Here is a 13722-nt window from a genome sequence, read left to right on the forward strand (position 1 = left end):
CATGGACGACCCGTTGATGTTGGCGCGGGTGCAGTTCGCGTTGACGGCCGGCTCGCATTTCCTGTTCGTCGCGTTGACGTTGGGGTTGGCGACGCTGGTGGCGTTGATGCAGACGGTCGCGACGCTGCGGGGCGGTGGGGGCGGCGGTGCCGCGGTGCAGTCGCGGATGGTGCGGTTCTGGGGGCAGCTGTATGTGATCAATTACGCGGTGGGGATCGTCACCGGGTTGGTGATGGAGCTGCAGCTGGGGTTGAACTGGGCGGGGATGTCGCGGGTGACCGGCGGGGTGTTCGGTGCTCCGCTGGCGTTGGAGACGATCGGGGCGTTCTTCATCGAGTCGACGTTCCTGGGGTTGTGGATCTTCGGGTGGGACCGGTTGAACCGGTGGGTGCACCTGGGGGCGATCTGGGTGGTGACGCTGACGGCGTACGCGTCGGCGTATTTCGTGTTGGTGGCGAACGGGTGGATGCAGCGGCCGGTGGGGTTCGAGCTGGTCGGTGGTGAGGCGCGGTTGACGGATGCGGGGGCGTTGCTGACGAATCCCGCGGCGCTGCTGGCGTTCGGGCATGTGCTGTTCGGGGGGTTGCTGACGGCGGGGTTCTTCATGGCGGGGGTGAGCGGCTGGCATCTGCTGCGGCGGACGGCGGAGGTGGAGTTCTTCCGGCGGTCGATGCGGGTGGGGCTGGTGACGGTGCTGCTGGCGCTGTATCCGGTGGTGATGTTCGGTGGGGTGCAGTTCGCGTATCTGCAGCCGACGAAGCTGGGCGGTGGGGACGCGGACGCGGCGGTGGCGGATTTCACGGCGCGGTTCGGGCCGGGCGACTACATGGCGCCGGGGCTGGCGGCGGCCGGTGAGGCGCTGATGGTGCTGATGTGGTCGCTGATGCATCTGGTGGCGATCGTGGCGCTGGTGAAGGTGTGGTTCGGCCGGTGGCTGGTGCGGGGCCGGATCTTCCATGTGCTGATGATCGTGTCGGTGCCGTTGCCGTATGTGGCGATGCTGTCGGGCTGGGTGTTCCGTGAGGTGGGGCGGCAGCCGTGGGCGGTGTACGGGGTGCTGAAGACCGAGGACGCGTTGTCGGAGGTGGGGTCGGGGACGCTGGCGGTGTCGTTCGGGGTGTTCTCGGTGCTGTTCGCGGTGCTGGTGGCGGTGAACGTGTGGTTGCTGGCGCGGTTCGCGCGGCGGGGCCCGGAGGGGGCGTCGTTGGGGGCCGCTCCCCCGGCGGAGCCGGCGGCTCCGGCGTTGAGCCCGACGTTCTGACTTGGCGTTTCTTCATGTCTCGATGCGTGCCGGTGTGCGGTGCGGTCCCGGTTCGGAGGTGCGGTGATGGAGTTTCTCGCGGTGGTGCTGCTGGCGGTGTTCGCCGGCGGGTATCTGGTGCTGGCGGGTGCGGACGTCGGGGTGGGGATGCTGCTGCCGTGGTTGGGGCGGGGGCAGGACGAGCGGCGGCTGGTGATCGCGTCGTTCGCGCCGTTCTTCCTGGCGAACGAGGTGTGGCTGGTGGCGTCGGTGGGTCTGGTCGCCGGGGCGTTTCCGGGGTTGGAGCACGATCTGGTGGAGGCGCTGTATCCGGTGGTGGCGGTGCTGCTGGTCGGCTGGGTGGTGCGGGACATGGGGTTGTGGTTGCGGGGCCGGGTGGACGCGGCGGTGTGGCGTGGCGGGTGCGATGCGGCGGTGACGGCGGGGAGTTGGGCGCTGGCGCTGGCGTGGGGGTCGCTGCTGGGGTCGTTGCTGTGGTCGGGGTCGGGCGGCGGGTTGAACGCGGGGAGCGTGCTGGGGTTGCCGTTGGCGTTGCTGTTCGCGTGGCATGGTGCGGGGTTCGCGCGGTGGCGGTTGCCGGTGGGGTTGGCGGGCCGGGTGGCGGGGGTGCCGGCCCGGTACGCGGTGTCGGGTGCGGTGATGGCGCTGGTTCCGGTGGCGGCGGGTGTGCGGGTGCCGTGGTCGGAGGTGGCGGCGGACGAGGCGTCGCTGGCGTTGACGGCGCTGGGGACGGTGGTGCTGCTGCCGGTGCTGGCGGCGGGTCAGGCGCTGGTGTGGTGGACGTTCCGGGGGCGGGTGGAGTCCCCGTCCTATCTGTGAGGCGCGTCGTGGCGGGGAGCGGGCGGGTGCGGGTCGGCTGGACGGTGCGGGGCGGGGGGCGGTGGCGGTGAAGGCGGTGGAGCGGCGGTTGCTGCGGTGCCTGCCGCGTCGGGTGCCGGTGGTGCTGGGCGTCCTGGCGGTGGGTCAGGGTGTGCTGCTGGTGGTGCAGGCGGAGTTGCTGGCGCGGGCGGTGGCGGGTCTGGACGCGGGGCCGCTGCCGTGGCTGGCGGCAGCGGTGGCGGGCCGGGCGGTGGTGGCGTGGGTGTCGGCGGTGGTGGCGGGGCGGGCCGCGGCGCGGGTGAAGGCGGGGTTGCGGGGGTCGTTGCTGGAGGCGGGGGCCGGTGGGCGTTCGGGGGGCGCGGCCGGGGCGCGGGTGACGTTGCTGACGCGGGGTCTGGACGCGGTGGATCCGTTCTTCACCGGGTATGTGCCGCAGTTGCTGGCGGCGTGCGTGGTCCCGGTGCTGGTGCTGGGGCGGCTGGCGGCGGCGGATTGGGCGTCGGCGCTGGTGGTGGCGGTGACGGTGCCGCTGGTGCCGGTGTTCGGGGCGCTGGTGGGGTTGCGGACGGCGGCTTTGACGGAGCGGCAGTGGGGGTCGTTGCGGCGGCTGGGGGGTCATTTCCGGGACGTGCTGGCGGGGTTGGGGACGCTGCGGTCGTTCGGGCGTGCGGGGCACCAGTCGGGGGTGGTGCGGGAGCTGGCGGGCGAGCATCGTCGTGCGACGGTGCGGGCGTTGCGGGTGGCTTTCTTGTCGTCGCTGGTGCTGGAGCTGGTGTGCGCGTTGTCGGTGGCGTTGGTGGCGGTGCCGGTGGGGTTGCGGTTGCTGGACGGGTCGATGGTGCTGTCGACGGGGTTGCTGGTGCTGCTGCTGACGCCGGAGGTGTATCTGCCGTTGCGGGCGATGGGGACGCGGTTCCATGCCAGTGCGGAGGGTGTGGCGGCGGCGGGTGAGGCGTTCGCGGTGCTGGACGGTGCGGCGGAGCGGGTGCCGGGCGGGGGCGGGGCGGCCGTCCTGGACGTGCCGGAGGTGCGGGACGTGCCGGAGATCGTGCTCGAGGAGGTGACGGTGCGGTATCCGGGGTCGGAGGTCCTAGCGCTGGACGGGGTGTCGCTGCGGGTGGCGCCGGGTGAGCGGGTGGCGGTGACGGGGCCGTCGGGGGCGGGCAAGTCGACGCTGCTGCTGGTGCTGGCGGGGCTGGTGGCGCCGGAGTCGGGGCGGGTGCTGGTGGACGGGACGGATCTGCGGGAGCTGGACCCGGCGGCGTGGCGGGCGCGGCTGGGGTGGGTGCCGCAGCGCCCGCACCTGTTCGCGGCGTCGGTGGCCGACAACATCCGGCTCGGGGATCCGGGTGCGGGTGACGCGCGGGTGGCCGAGGCGGCGCGGGCGGCGGCGGCCGAGGAGTTCGTGGCGGCGCTCCCCCGCGGGTACGCGACGGTGCTGGGCGAGGGGGGTGCGGGGTTGTCGGCGGGGCAGCGGCAGCGGCTGGCGGTGGCGCGGGCGTATCTGTCGGGCGGTCCGGTGATGCTGCTGGACGAGCCGACGGCGCGGCTGGATCTGCGCAGCGAGCGGCTGCTGGTGGAGGCGGCGGAGCGGCTGCTGGCGGGGCGGACGGCGGTGATCGTGGCGCACCGGCCGGCGTTCGTGCGGGCGGCGGACCGGGTGGTGCGGTTGCGGGACGGCCGGGTGTGCGGTGCCGCGCGTCCGGGCGGGGACCGGGAGGCGGCGGCATGACGGGCGCGGGACGGGCCGGGGCGGCGAAGGCGGGGATGTGGGGGGCGGTGCGGCCGCACGCGGGGCGGCTGGTGGCGGCGGCGCTGGCGGGCGCCGCGGCGGAGCTGTGCGGGGTGGGGCTGATCGCGGCCGCCGCGTGGCTGATCGCGCGGGCGGCGCAGCGGCCGGAGCTGGCGGCGCTGACGGTGGCGATCGTGGCGGTGCGGGGTTTCGCGGTGGCGAAGGGGTCGCTGCGGTATGCGGAGCGGTTGTCGGGGCATGACGCGGCGCTGCGGGCGCTGGCGGAGCTGCGGGGCCGGGTGTTCGACGCGCTGGCCGGCCGTCCCGCCGGGGTGGAGCGCGGGGCGGGTGCGGTGCGGGACGGTGAGGCGCTGACGCGGCTGGTGTCGGACGTCGACGCGGTGCAGGATCTGCTGCTGCGGTGCGTGCTGCCGGCGGTGGCGGCGGTGGCGTGCGGGGTCGCGGGGCTGGTGGTGTGCGGGGTCGCGGCGCCGGGCGGTGCGGTGGTCGCGGTCGTGGGGGTGCTGGCCGCCGGGCTGCTGGCCGCGGGTGCGGTGCTGCCGGTGGCGGCGGCGGTCGCGGGGGGACGGGCGGCGGCGCGGGCGGCCGCGGCGCGGGAGGCGCTGGCGGTGCGGGCGCTGGACGTGCTGGAGGGCGCGGCGGATCTGGTGGTGTGCGGGGCGGAGGGGCGGTTCGCGGCGCGGGCGCGGGACGCGGCGGCGGGGCTGGAGCGGGCGGAGCGGTCGGCGGCGCTGGTGTCGGGGCTGGTCGCGGCGGCGGGTTTCGTGGTGCAGGGGGTGACGGCGGCGGTCGTGGTGTGGGCGGGGTTGCGCGGTGGGGCGGACGAGGTGTCGGCGGCGGTGCTGGGGCTGACGGCGCTGGTGGCGGTGGAGGCGGTGCTGCCGCTGGCGGGTGCGGCGCAGCGGTGGCGTGAGGTGGCGCCGGCGGTGCGGCGGGTCGGGGCGGTGCTGGGCGCGGCGCCCGTCCCGGGGTCCTCCCCCGCGGTGGGGTCCGGGGCGGTGCGGGGGCCGTTGGGTGTGGAGCTGCTGGGGGTGCGGGTGGTGCGTCCGGGCGGGACGGTGGCGTTGGACGGTGTGGATCTGCGGGTGGAGCCGGGCCGCCGTGTCGCGGTGGTCGGGGCGAGCGGGGCGGGCAAGAGCACGCTGCTGGAGGTGGTCGCGGGTGCGGTGGAGGCGTCGGCGGGGGCGGTCCTGCTGCACGGTCCCGCGCTCGGCGGCGGCGCCGGGGCGGCGCTCGATCCCGCGGCCGGGGCGGGCCGGGGCGCGGCGCCGCCGGACGCCCTGCCGGGCGCGGTGCGGGGGCTGATGCAGGACGCGCACGTGTTCGCCGGGTCGGTCCGCGCGAACCTGCTGCTGGCGCGTCCGGACGCGGTTGGGGCGGAGCTGGACGCGGCGGCGCGGCGGGCCGGGTTCGCCGAGGTGGTGCGGGCGCTGCCGGACGGCTGGGACACCGTCGTGGGGGCGGGCGGGCGGGAGCTGTCGGGCGGGCAGCGGCAGCGGCTGCTGCTGGCGCGGGCGCTGCTGGCCGACCCGTCGGTGCTGCTGCTGGACGAGCCGGCCGAGGCGCTGGACCCGGTGGCGGCGGACGCGCTGACGCGCGGTCTGCTGTCCGCGCCGGGCGGCGGGACGCTGCTGCTGGTCACCCACCGGCTGGCGGCGCTGGAGGCGGCCGACGAGGTGCTGGTGCTGGACGGCGGCCGGATCGTGCAGCGCGGCGGGCACGCCCGCCTGCTGGCCGAGCCGGGCCCTTACCGGGACCTGTGGGAGTCAGAGGCGCTGGCCGCCTGACCGCCCGCGCGGCCCTCGCGTGTCCTCGGGCGGGTCAGGGGCGGGCGGTGGGCAGGCCGAGGGCGCGCACGGCGCGTCCGATGGCGGCGACGCCGTCGGCGATCCGCGCCGGGGTCCCGGCGGCGTAGCCGAGGACGAGGCCGGGCGGGTGCGGGCGCTGGCAGTGCCACGACAGCGGGTGGGCCTTGACGCCCCGGTCCAGCGCGGCGGCCGCCACGGCCCGGTCGATCGCCCCGCCCTCGTCGTCCCCGGCGGCGAGGGTGACGGTCAGGTGCAGCCCGGCGGCGGCGCCGTGGACGGTCGCGGCGGGCAGGTGCTCGGCGATCGCGCGGATCATCGCGTCGCGGCGCGCCCGGTGCCGGCGGCGCAGGAACCGCAGCTGCCGCTCCAGCTCCCCGGAGTCCATCAGGCGCGCCAGCACCAGCTGCGGCAGCACCGCGCCGCCCAGGTCGGCGCAGCGTTTGGCGTCCACGACGGCGTCGCGGTGGGCGGGCGGCGCCAGCAGCCAACCGGTGCGCAGCGCGGGCGCCAGCAGCTTGGAGACGCTGCCGGCGTAGAAGACGCGGTCGGCGAGCATGGAGCGCAGCGCCGGGACGGGCGGCCGGTCGTAGCGGTGCTCGGCGTCGTAGTCGTCCTCGATGATCAGCCCGCCGTCGCGGGCCCAGTCCATCAGCGCGCGGCGGCGGGGGCCCGACAGGACGGCGCCGGTGGGGAACTGGTGGGCGGGGGTGAGCAGGACGGCGGGGGCGCCGGACGCGCGCAGCAGGTCCACGCGGATCCCGTCGGCGTCGACGGGGACGGGCGGGTGCGCGGTGCCCCAGTAGTCCAGGTGCTGGCGGGTGCCGAGCGATCCGGGGTCCTCGAAGGCGACGGTGCCCGCGCCGGCGTCGTGCAGGACGCGGGCCAGCAGCCCGATGACCTGCGCGGTGCCGGCGGTGACGACGATGTCGGCGGGGTCGGCGCGCACGCCCCGGTTGCGGGCCAGCCAGGACGCGACGGCCGTGCGCAGTTCGGGTGCGCCGCGGGGGTCGCCGTAGCCGAGGCCGGACGCGGGCAGCGTCGCCAGGACGGCGCGTTCGGCGCGCAGCCACGCGGCGCGGGGGAAGGCGGTGAGGTCGGGCAGGCCGGGTGACAGGTCGACGCGGGCGGGCGCGGCGCGCAGGGCGTCGAAGACGTCCCGGCCGGGCGCGCCGCCGAACAGGGCGGCGGCCGATGGGGCGGGCCGCTCCCCCGGAACCGGCGTAGCGGGCGGGACGGGCGGCGGCGGGGCGGACGGGGAGGGGCGCGGCGACGACGGGCGCGGGGACGACGACGGTGCCCGCGCGGCCGCGCCCGGCGACGTGGCCGTCGTCGACCAGCCGCCGGTACGCCTCGGTGACCACGCCGCGCGAGACCCGCAGGTCGGCGGCCAGCGTGCGGGTCGCGGGGAGGCGCGCGCCGACGGGCAGGCGGCCGTCGGCGATGGCGTCGCGGAGCCGTCCGGCCAGCCAGTCCGCCCGTCCCCCGCGGGGCGCGTCACGGACGTCGAGCTGCAGGAAGTCCGCGCCCGCCGCGCCCGCCGCGCCGGGCCCCGGCGCCGCCGCGACCACCGTTATGGACCTGTCGTCCGCATCCCCATTGGACCTGTTCACCGGGCCATTGTGGCGCCAGGGTGGACCCCATGGAAACCACCGCGACCGGCGGGGCCGGCGAGACCGGCTACGTCCACGGATACACCGACCGCGAGGCGCGGCGGCTCGGCGAGCAGGCCGACGCCCTCGCCGAGCTGCTGCACGGCGGCACCCGCTACCCGGCCGGCTCCCGGGTCCTGGAGGTCGGCTGCGGCGTCGGCGCCCAGACCCTCCACCTGATCGACGGCAGCCCCGGCGCGGAGCTGACCTGCGTCGACGTGTCCGCCGAGTCGCTGGCGCGGGCCCGCGCCAGCGTCACCGCCGCCCGACCCGGGGCGCGGGCGACCTGGGTGCGCGCCGACCTGCACGACCTGCCGTTCGCCGACGGCGAGTTCGACCACCTGTTCGTCTGCTTCGTCCTGGAGCACCTGCCCGACCCGGTCGCGGCGCTGGCCGGGCTGCGGCGCGTGCTGCGCCCCGGCGGCACCCTCACCGTGATCGAGGGCGACCACGGGTCGGCGTTCTTCCACCCCGACAGCGCCCCCGCCCGCGCCCTGATCGGCCACCTGGTCGCGCTGCAGGCCGCCAAGGGCGGCGACGCGCTGATCGGGCGGCGCCTGCACCCGCTCGTGCGCGCCGCCGGATACGGGCGGGTGCACGTCGGGCCCCGCACCGTGTACGTGGACGCGTCGCGGCCCGCGCTCGTCCAGGGGTTCATCCACGACACCTTCACCGCCATGGTCGGCTCCGTCCGCGACGAGGCCGTGGCGGCCGGGCTGGCCACGCCGGGCCAGTGGCGGGACGGCATCGACGGGCTGCGGCGCACCGCCGGCCCCGACGGCGCCTTCCACTACACCTTCTTCAAGGCCACCGCCGTCAACCCCGCCCGCCCGGACGCCGCCCACGGCGGCGCCCACGGCGGCACCGCCGGTCAGGACGCGCGCACCAGCGGCAGCACCTCACGGGCGTAGAAGTCGAAGAACCCGTCCTGCTCCGGCCCGATCTGCTGGACGAACACGTCGTCGTACCCCGCGTCGACGTACTCGCGCAGCGCCCGCGCGTGCACCCGCGGATCCGGGCCGCACGGCACCCGCTCGGCCACCATCTCCTCGGTCACCAGCCCCGTCAGCTGCTCGAACTGGCGCGGCAGCGGCAGCAGCTGGCCGGCCTCCCCCGGGATGTAGTCGCTCGCCCACAGCCGGTGCGCCGTCCGCAGCGCCGCACCGGCGTCGGCGCCCCAGCACGCCTTCAGCCCGCCCTGCACCGGCTTGCCCAGGCCGCCCGCGTCGCGGAACGCCGACGCCAGGTCCGGGTCCGGCATCATGGACATGAACCCGTCCCCGACCCGGCCCGCCAGCGTCGCCGCCTTGGTCCCGAACCCCGACACGTAGATCGGCGGAGGCTCGTCCGGCAGCGTGTAGAGCCGGGCGGTGTCCACGCTGTAGTGCTCCCCGCGGTGGGTGACCAGGCGGCCGGTGAACAGCCGCCGCATCACCTCGACCGCCTCCTCCAGCATCTCCCGCCGCGTGGCCGCGGGCGGCCACCGCGAGTCGACGATGTGCTCGTTGAGCAGCTCCCCGGTGCCGACGCCGAGGAAGAACCGCCCCCCGGTCAGCACCGCGGACGTCGCCGCGGCCTGCGCGACCACCGCCGGGTGCGTGCGCACCAGCGGGCAGGTGACCGCGGTGCCGATCGGCAGCGACGTCGCCTCCGCGATCGCGCCGATCACCGTCCACACGAACGGCGCCTGCCCCTGCTCCTGCACCCAGGGATGGAAGTGGTCGGAGATCCACAGCGCGTCGAACCCGGCCCGCTCGGCCAGCCGCGCCTGCCGCACCAGCTCCCCCGGCCCGTGCTCCTCGCACGACAGGAAGTACCCGAACCTCGCCATCGACGCCTCCCCGGGACGCGTGCCTGCGGGCGCCTCCCCTCGCCGCCCCGGCGGGCCCGCCGGCGGGCGGCGGGCACCCGTAGCGCGCCCTACCCCGGACGTCCCGGACGAACCGGGCGGCGGCCGAGGTCGATCATGGTTGGAACCGTCCGGCGGGGTATGCGGAGGCCATGACCAGAGCCCTCACCACGACCGCCGCCGAGGCGCTCGCCTGGTGGACCGCGCTGCTGGCCGGATACCTGGCGCTGGTGTCGACGGTCTCCGCCACCGAGATCGCGGTGGGCGCCGCCGCCGCGGCGGCCGGAGCCGCCGCCGGGATCGCCGCGCGGCGCGTGCTGTCCAGCGGCGACGCCCGTCCCGCCGGGCCGCGGCCGCGCTGGGCCGCCCGGCTGCCCGCCGCGCTGGCGTGGCTGCCGCCGCAGATCGCCGCCGACACCCTGCTCGTCCTGGCGCGCGGCGGGACCGGCGGCCGCTGGTACCGGGTGCGCACCGCGCCCGGCCCGGCCGGGCGCGGCACCGCGGCGCTGCTGCTGTCGCTCTCCCCCGGCGGGCTCGTCGGCGCCGTCGATCCCGGCCGCGGCCTGCTGGACGTCCACCGGCTCCAGCCCGGCCCGTCACCGTTCGAGCGCCGCCTGGCCCGCACCGGCCTCATCGCCGAGACCCCGCCCGCCCCCGACGGCCGCGACGGCCGCGACGGCGGGACGCCGGGCGGCGGGGAGGCGCCGTGAGCCCCGCGAGCATCACCGCCGCCGCACTGCCCGCCGCCGTCCTGCTGCTCGGCGGGCTGCTGCCGGTCCTGGCCGGCCTCCTGCGGGGACGGCCCGCCGACCGCCTCGCCGCCCTGCTGGCCGCCGGGCCCCTCACCGTCCTGGTCCTGGCGCTGCTCGCCGCCGCCTACGGGCGCCCCGTCTACCTGGACGTCGCGCTGGTCCTGGCGCTGCTGTCCGCGGCCGGCTCCCTGGTGTTCGCCCGGTTCCTCGCCCGGACGCTGTGAAGGGAGACGGCCCGCGATGACCCTCGACGCCCTCGCCGCCGCGCTGACCTGGACCGGAGTCGCCGTCGCGGTGCTGTCGGCGCTCCGCCTCGCCGCCACCGGCGACGCGGCCGCGCGGCTGCACGTGTCCGCGCCCGTCACCGTGGCGGCCGTCCCGGCGACGATCGCCGGGCTGGCGCTGCTGCCCTGGTCGTCCTGGCACGACGTCGCCAAGCTCGCGGTCATCGGGCTGCTGCTGGCCGGCACCGGACCCGCCGCGATGCTCATCGCCGGGCAGGCCGTCCACCGCCTCGACGCACCGCCGCCCGGCCCCGCTGAAACCGGCACGGGCGGGACCGATACGGGCGGGACCGGCGCGGGCGGGACCGGGAGCGCGCGGTGACGCCCGAACCGGCCCTGACCGGCGCCCTCGCCGACGTCCTGCTGGCCGCCGGGTTCGGGCTGGCGGCGGCCGCTGCCACCGCCGTCGTGCTCACCCGCGACCCCGTCCGGCAGGCGATCGTGTTCTCCGGGCACGGCCTCGTCCTCGGCCTGCTGTTCGTGATCCTCCAGGCCCCGGACGTCGCCATGTCCCAGATCGGCGTCGGCGCGGTCGTCGTCCCCCTCATCGTCGTGCTGGCCCTGCACGCCACCCGCCGCCACCGCCCCGCCACCGACGGCGACCCCGACACCGAAAGCACCGAAAGCACCGGCGGCACCGGCGGCGGTGCCGGGGAGCCCGGCGGGCGCCGCGCGGACGGCGGGCCCCGGTGAGCCCCCGCGCCCGCCTCCTGCTGTTCGCCGCCGGCGCCGCCGGATGCGCCGCCCTCTACACCCTCGCCGTCCTCGGCCTGCCCGGCTTCGGCGGCCCCTTCCACCCCTACGCCGACCGCGCCGTCCGGCAGGCCCTCGAGCAGGGCACCGCCAACGCCGTCGCGTCGGTCACCTTCGACCAGCGCGCCTTCGACACCGTCGGCGAGGAACTGATCCTGCTCGCCGCCGCCGTCTCCGCCCTCGTGCTGCTGCGCGCCTCCGGCCGCGAGGAGACCGCCGCCGGCGACACCGCCGCGCACGGGCCCGCCGACGTCCCCGACGCGCTGCGCGCCACCGGCCGCCTGCTGCTGCCGCCCACCCTCGTCGTCGGCGTCTACGTCGTCGCGCACGGGCACCTGTCCCCCGGCGGCGGCTTCCAGGGCGGCGTCATCCTCGGCACCGCCGTCCACCTGCTGTACCTGGCCGGGGACTACCCCGCGCTGCTGCGGCTGCGGCCCCTGCCGCTGTTCGAGGCCGTCGAGGCGCTGGCCGCCGCCGCGTTCGTCGGCGTCGCCCTCGCCGCCGCCGGCCTGATCCCCCTGCTCAACACCCTCGTCGCCGCCGAGGTCGGCTGCGCCCTGGTCCTGCTCATCGCCCAGTTCTTCACCCAGGCCCTCCTCGTCCACGAACCCGCCGAACCCGGCGGGACGGGAGGGACCGGCGGGACAGGAGGGCGCACGTGAGCCATCTGCCGCACCTCACCGCCGGGTACATCATGCTGATCGGCCTGTACGGCATCGTCACCAGCCGCGACCTCGTCCACGCCGTGGTGTGCCTGTCGGTCTCCCAGTCCGGCACCTACGTCCTGCTGCTGGCCATCGGCTACCGGCACGGCGCCACCGCGCCGGTGTTCTCCGACCGGCCGCCGCCGACCGCCGGACGGCCCGTCACCGACCCCGTCGTGCAGGCCATGACGCTCACCGACATCGTCGTCGGCGCCGTCGTCACCGCGCTGCTGCTCGCCCTGGCCGTCCAGATCGCCCACCGCCGCGGCACCCTGGACCCCGGCGAACTGCGCTCCCTGGAACCCTGACCGGCCCGCCCATGATCCTGCAGCTGATCCTCGCGGTGCCCGTCATGACCGCCGCCCTCACCGCCGCCGCCGGACGCCGCCTGCCGCGGCCCGCCGTGGACGCCGCGGCCCTCGCCGCCGCGGTCACCGTCGCCGCCCTGGCCGCCCTCACCCTCGCCCGCGCCGCCGACCGCACCCGCGTCGCGTGGCTCGGCGGCTGGGGACCCGCCACCGGCGTCGGCATCCCCCTGGTCGCCGACCCGCTCGCCGCCGCCCTCGCCCTCACCGCCGCGCTGCTGACCGCCGCGGCCCTGGTGTACTCGTGGCGGTACTTCGCCGAGGTCCACGCGATCTTCCACACGCTGATGCTGCTGCTGCTCGCCGCGATGTGCGGGTTCGTCCTCGCCGGGGACCTGTTCACCCAGTTCATGTTCTTCGAGCTGACGGGCGTCGTCGCGCTCGGCCTCACCGGCTACCGCTCCGAGGAGCCCGACACCGTCCACGGCGCCGTGAACTTCGGGCTGATCGTGTCGCTGGGCGCCTACCTCACCCTCACCGGCGTCGCCCTGGTGTACGGACGCACCGGGCAGCTCGGCCTGGCCGCCGCCGGACGCGCCCTCGCCGGCGCGCCGCCCGGCGACGCCCTGGTCACCGCGGCGTTCGTGCTGATCTGCACCGGCTACCTGGTCAAGGCCGCCGCGTTCCCGTTCCACTTCTGGCTCGCCGACGCCCACGCCGTCGCCCCCACCCCCGTCTGCGTGCTGTTCTCCGGCGTCATGGTCGAACTGGGCGTCTACGGGGTCGCGCGCGTCCACACCGTCGTGTTCGGGGGGCCGGTGCCGCTGGGCGGCGTCGCCGTGCTCGGCGCCGCCGCCGCGCTGCTGGGCGCCGTCATGTGCGTCCTGCAGACCCAGGTGAAACGGCTGCTGGCGTACTCGACGATCAGCCAGTCCGGGCTGCTGCTGGTCGGCGTCGCCGCCGCCTCCCCCGGCGCGGTCGCCGGGACCGCCTACGCGCTGGCCGGGCACGCCGCCGCCAAAGGCGCCCTGTTCCTGGCCGCCGGGGCCCTGCTGAACCGGCACGGCACCCTCGACGAGCACGACCTGCGCGGCCGCGGCCGCGCCATGCCCGTCGTCGGCGCCACGTTCCTGCTCGGCGGCCTCGCCCTGGCCGGGCTCCCGCCCGGCGGCCAGGCCGCCGGGCACACCGTCACCGAGCACGCCGTCCGCGGACTCGGCTGGTGGTGGTACCTGCCGCTGTCGGTCGCGGTGTCGGCCCTCACCGCCGGCGCCGTCCTGCGCGTCTGGGCCGGGGTGTTCCGCGGCACCCCCGCCGGCGGCCCGCCCGGCGACCCCCACGAACCCGAGACCGGCACCGGGCTGCGGCACGCCCCCTGGACGATGGTCGCCCCCGGCATCGTCCTGGCCGCCGCCGCGCTGCTGACCGGCCTGCTGCCCGCCGCTCCCCTCGACCGCGCCGCCGCCCGGTTCACCGACCCCCGCGCCTACACCGCGCCCGTCCTGGACGGCCGCGCCGCCGACGCCGCCGCCCACCCGTCCCACCCGTGGGCGGCGTCCGGGCTGGTCGTGTCCGCCGTCACCGTCGCGCTGGCCGTCCTCGTCGCCGCCGCGGCGCGCAGGCGGGTGCGGCGGCGCGCCGCGCAGGCCGCCCCGCGCACCGCGGGCCGGATCACCCGGCCGCTGCACGCCGCGCACTCCGGCCACATCGGCGACTACGCCGCCTGGCTCACCGCCGGCGCCGCGCTCCTGGCACTGCTCACCTGGACGGCCTGACCCCACCGCC

The 13722-nt window shown here is 77.3% G+C and carries 14 protein-coding genes and 1 pseudogene; 12 read left to right on the forward strand and 3 right to left on the reverse strand.

Annotated elements, in window-relative coordinates; translation table 11 throughout:
• The first annotated feature begins 1 nt into the window (after position 1).
• The 4 genes from H505_RS40860 to cydC all read left to right on the forward strand — a co-directional run bounded on the left by H505_RS40860 (position 2) and on the right by cydC (position 5620).
• The gene (locus H505_RS40860) at positions 2 to 1261 is read left to right on the forward strand and encodes a cytochrome ubiquinol oxidase subunit I (RefSeq protein WP_034517295.1); all 1260 of its coding nucleotides are present in this window, start codon (positions 2 to 4) and stop codon (positions 1259 to 1261) included.
• A 66-nt stretch (positions 1262 to 1327) separates the two neighbouring features.
• On the forward strand, positions 1328 to 2080 hold the full coding sequence (locus H505_RS0109380; protein ID WP_026401765.1) for a cytochrome d ubiquinol oxidase subunit II: 753 nt from the start codon (positions 1328 to 1330) through the stop codon (positions 2078 to 2080).
• A 61-nt stretch (positions 2081 to 2141) separates the two neighbouring features.
• Positions 2142 to 3812 (forward strand): thiol reductant ABC exporter subunit CydD, encoded by a 1671-nt coding sequence (gene cydD / locus H505_RS40865; protein WP_051300475.1) that lies wholly within the window; start codon positions 2142 to 2144, stop codon positions 3810 to 3812.
• Positions 3809 to 5620, forward strand: coding sequence for a thiol reductant ABC exporter subunit CydC (gene cydC / locus H505_RS40870; protein WP_157432949.1), 1812 nt, complete (start codon positions 3809 to 3811; stop codon positions 5618 to 5620). The genes cydD and cydC overlap by 4 nt, the downstream gene beginning before the upstream one ends.
• 34 nt (positions 5621 to 5654) lie before the next feature.
• On the opposite strand, the gene H505_RS40875 is transcribed toward cydC, so the two are convergent.
• Together H505_RS40875 and H505_RS51520 are read right to left on the reverse strand one after the other, a co-directional pair.
• Positions 5655 to 6821, reverse strand: a complete 1167-nt coding sequence (locus H505_RS40875) for an aminotransferase-like domain-containing protein (protein WP_245592479.1) — start codon at positions 6819 to 6821, stop codon at positions 5655 to 5657.
• Between the two features lie 166 nt (positions 6822 to 6987).
• A pseudogene (locus H505_RS51520) lies at positions 6988 to 7251 on the reverse strand (GntR family transcriptional regulator); the annotation flags it as partial.
• A 29-nt stretch (positions 7252 to 7280) separates the two neighbouring features.
• On the opposite strand from H505_RS51520, the gene H505_RS40880 reads away from it, so the two are divergent.
• Complete coding sequence (locus H505_RS40880) at positions 7281 to 8201, forward strand: class I SAM-dependent methyltransferase (RefSeq protein WP_051300477.1); 921 nt, start codon at positions 7281 to 7283, stop codon at positions 8199 to 8201.
• Here H505_RS40880 and H505_RS0109405 read toward each other — a convergent pair.
• Positions 8162 to 9121, reverse strand: a complete 960-nt coding sequence (locus H505_RS0109405) for an LLM class F420-dependent oxidoreductase (protein WP_026401766.1) — start codon at positions 9119 to 9121, stop codon at positions 8162 to 8164. The genes H505_RS40880 and H505_RS0109405 overlap by 40 nt on opposite strands.
• 170 nt (positions 9122 to 9291) lie before the next feature.
• Here H505_RS0109405 and H505_RS49755 point away from each other — a divergent pair, with 170 nt between their 5' ends.
• From H505_RS49755 to H505_RS0109440, 7 genes are read left to right on the forward strand one after another with little or no spacing between them, the layout of a single operon-like run.
• The gene (locus tag H505_RS49755; RefSeq protein ID WP_034517297.1) at positions 9292 to 9849 is read left to right on the forward strand and encodes a hypothetical protein; all 558 of its coding nucleotides are present in this window, start codon (positions 9292 to 9294) and stop codon (positions 9847 to 9849) included.
• A complete protein-coding gene (locus tag H505_RS49760; RefSeq protein ID WP_051300478.1) occupies positions 9846 to 10115 on the forward strand; it encodes a monovalent cation/H+ antiporter complex subunit F in 270 nt (89 codons plus the stop codon). Before H505_RS49755 ends, H505_RS49760 begins: the two co-directional genes overlap by 4 nt.
• A gap of 16 nt (positions 10116 to 10131) precedes the next feature.
• A complete protein-coding gene (locus tag H505_RS0109420; protein WP_026401767.1) occupies positions 10132 to 10497 on the forward strand; it encodes a monovalent cation/H(+) antiporter subunit G in 366 nt (121 codons plus the stop codon).
• On the forward strand, positions 10494 to 10868 hold the full coding sequence (locus tag H505_RS0109425) for a Na(+)/H(+) antiporter subunit B (RefSeq protein ID WP_245592472.1): 375 nt from the start codon (positions 10494 to 10496) through the stop codon (positions 10866 to 10868). Before H505_RS0109420 ends, H505_RS0109425 begins: the two co-directional genes overlap by 4 nt.
• On the forward strand, positions 10865 to 11590 hold the full coding sequence (locus H505_RS0109430) for an MnhB domain-containing protein (RefSeq protein WP_026401769.1): 726 nt from the start codon (positions 10865 to 10867) through the stop codon (positions 11588 to 11590). The genes H505_RS0109425 and H505_RS0109430 overlap by 4 nt, the downstream gene beginning before the upstream one ends.
• A complete protein-coding gene (locus tag H505_RS0109435; RefSeq protein WP_026401770.1) occupies positions 11587 to 11940 on the forward strand; it encodes a sodium:proton antiporter in 354 nt (117 codons plus the stop codon). The genes H505_RS0109430 and H505_RS0109435 overlap by 4 nt, the downstream gene beginning before the upstream one ends.
• Positions 11941 to 11951: 11 nt before the next feature.
• On the forward strand, positions 11952 to 13712 hold the full coding sequence (locus H505_RS0109440) for a complex I subunit 5 family protein (protein ID WP_026401771.1): 1761 nt from the start codon (positions 11952 to 11954) through the stop codon (positions 13710 to 13712).
• The last annotated feature ends 10 nt before the right edge of the window (positions 13713 to 13722 follow it).

Origin of the sequence: Actinomadura rifamycini DSM 43936 (assembly GCF_000425065.1) — a bacterium.
Lineage (GTDB): Bacteria > Actinomycetota > Actinomycetes > Streptosporangiales > Streptosporangiaceae > Spirillospora > Spirillospora rifamycini.

What these genes read in the sequence shown, in the direction of transcription:
- H505_RS40860 (WP_034517295.1), top strand. Translation starts at nt 2, where the DNA reads ATGGACGACCCGTTGATGTTGGCGCGGGTGCAGTTCGCGTTGACGGCC.
- H505_RS0109380 (WP_026401765.1), top strand. Translation starts at nt 1,328, where the DNA reads ATGGAGTTTCTCGCGGTGGTGCTGCTGGCGGTGTTCGCCGGCGGGTAT.
- cydC (WP_157432949.1), top strand. Translation starts at nt 3,809, where the DNA reads ATGACGGGCGCGGGACGGGCCGGGGCGGCGAAGGCGGGGATGTGGGGG.
- H505_RS40880 (WP_051300477.1), top strand. Translation starts at nt 7,281, where the DNA reads ATGGAAACCACCGCGACCGGCGGGGCCGGCGAGACCGGCTACGTCCAC.
- H505_RS0109405 (WP_026401766.1), bottom strand. Translation starts at nt 9,121, where the DNA reads ATGGCGAGGTTCGGGTACTTCCTGTCGTGCGAGGAGCACGGGCCGGGG.
- H505_RS49755 (WP_034517297.1), top strand. Translation starts at nt 9,292, where the DNA reads ATGACCAGAGCCCTCACCACGACCGCCGCCGAGGCGCTCGCCTGGTGG.
- H505_RS0109420 (WP_026401767.1), top strand. Translation starts at nt 10,132, where the DNA reads ATGACCCTCGACGCCCTCGCCGCCGCGCTGACCTGGACCGGAGTCGCC.
- H505_RS0109440 (WP_026401771.1), top strand. Translation starts at nt 11,952, where the DNA reads ATGATCCTGCAGCTGATCCTCGCGGTGCCCGTCATGACCGCCGCCCTC.